At 70.1% G+C, this 1,111-nt stretch carries 1 protein-coding gene; it reads left to right on the top strand.

From position 1 onward, the window contains the following. The coding region (locus ACESUZ_RS10090; protein ID WP_373199923.1) for an IS256 family transposase at positions 1–1,029 on the top strand (1,029 nt) is incomplete at its 5' end. Positions 1,030–1,111 lie beyond the last annotated feature (82 nt).

Below are 1,111 nucleotides of genomic sequence, written 5' to 3'. Positions count from 1 at the left end.
GAGGACGTGCTCGAGCGCTACCAGCGCGTCGACCGCGCCCTCGTGGCCGCCGTGGCCGAGATGTACGCCACGGGCACCAGCACCCGCAAGGTGCAGAGGGTGGCCGAGAAGATGGGCGTCTCCAGACTCTCGAAGGACCAGGTGAGCGCCATCGCCTCGAGCCTGGACGCAGACATCGAGGACCTGTGCGCAAGGCCGCTCGGCGGCTCGCCGGTGCCCTACGTCTGGCTCGACGCGACCTACGTCAAGTGCCGCCGCGAGGGGCGCGTCGCCTCCACCGCCGTGGTCACCGCCATCGGCTGCGATGCGGGCGGCTGGAGGCGCGTCCTGGGCGTCGACGTGGTCGACACCGAGTCCTACGACTCGTGGCTCGCCTTCCTGCGGGCTATCCGCTCGCGCGGGGCGGCGGGCGTGCGGCTCGTCGTCTCGGACGCCCACCCGGGGCTCGTCCGGGCGCTCGGCGAGGTCTTCCAGGGCGCCGCGTGGCAGCGCTGCGCGGTCCACCTCATGCGCGACTGCATGCGCGAGGCCGGCTCCTGGCAGCTCAGGCGCCGCGTGGGCAGGATCGTGTCGCAGGTGTTCCGCGGGCGCGACGCCGCCACCGTGACGGCCATGTACCACGCGGCGTGCGACATGCTGGAGGGGTGCTGCCCCAGGGCGGCGGCGGTGCTGGAGGAGGCCGAGCCCGACGCGCTGGCCTACCTCGACTTCCCGCCGACCCACTGGAAGCGCCTGCGCACCAACAACGTGCAGGAGAGGACCAACCGGGAGATAAAGCGCAGGTCGCGCGTCGTGCAGGTGTTCCCCTCCACGGGCTCGCTGGTGCGGCTCGCGGGCGCGGTCATGTGCGAGCAGGACGAGATATGGCAGGAGTCCAGGTACTTCTCGGAGGTGAGGATGAACGAGCTCTACGATGACGGTCGCACTCGGGGAATCGACGGTCCCGTCGATTGGGCGCGGCTTGAGGCGGAGGCCAGGAAGATGCTCGAGTCCGGCCTCGAGCTTGCGGACAGGGTCGAGGCGGCATAGGATATCAACCGTGTTCCAGATTCTAGGACGCCGGGCCGACTCGCTTCGGATGGGGCTCTACACCAACTTTCTCGACACTACC

This window comes from Collinsella aerofaciens ATCC 25986 (assembly GCF_964239575.1).
GTDB classification, from domain to species: domain Bacteria; phylum Actinomycetota; class Coriobacteriia; order Coriobacteriales; family Coriobacteriaceae; genus Collinsella; species Collinsella aerofaciens_BQ.
Note: the sequence above shows the minus strand (reverse complement) of the source record. Positions and strands in the feature narration are given on the sequence as shown.